At 50.9% G+C, this 507-nt stretch carries 1 protein-coding gene; it reads right to left on the bottom strand.

The window, feature by feature from the left end; translation table 11 throughout:
* Nucleotides 1-83: 83 nt before the first annotated feature.
* The gene (locus R8N47_RS28605) at nt 84-443 is read right to left on the bottom strand and encodes a hypothetical protein (RefSeq protein WP_000422768.1); all 360 of its coding nucleotides are present in this window, start codon (nt 441-443) and stop codon (nt 84-86) included.
* Between the last annotated feature and the right edge of the window lie 64 nt (nt 444-507).

Genomic DNA, 507 nt, shown 5'->3' with positions numbered 1-507 from the left:
AAAGATCCAAATTGCTGCATTCCTGAGTAGGGCATCAACAATGCTGTACCTAGCAGCGAGATTGATAATTCCGCGTTTTAGCATTACCCCCTCCCGTTATTCTGATACCTGCCCAGCTCAGCTCTGAGCCTATTAATTTCTTCCGTGGCTTCGGCCAACTGCTCCCGATACTTCTTGAACTGCTGATATGAATGCCAGGACTGTCCTTTCGATACTGACTTCGTGATGGCGGCGACCTCATCCGGCGTCAACCGGGTGAGCTGCTCTTCCGGATAGATCAGGATGGTGTTGCTGTCCCAGTCAAAGCCTGCGTGAATAGCTTTCACCCCCACTGTAGGGGTTCCACCAATCCCACCTGGCTGGTGGATGACAAGCCTCAAAGGCGCTGAGGCCTTGTGTGGATGAAGGCTATCGAGAGCCTCTTTTGCTTCTTGTAACTCCATAGATTCACCTCATAGTGAAATCAGGCCCCGGAGAGCCTGACTTTCACATGTGAAAGCTAATTTG

This window comes from Vibrio sp. 2132-1 (assembly GCF_033344315.1).
Note: the sequence above shows the minus strand (reverse complement) of the source record. Positions and strands in the feature narration are given on the sequence as shown.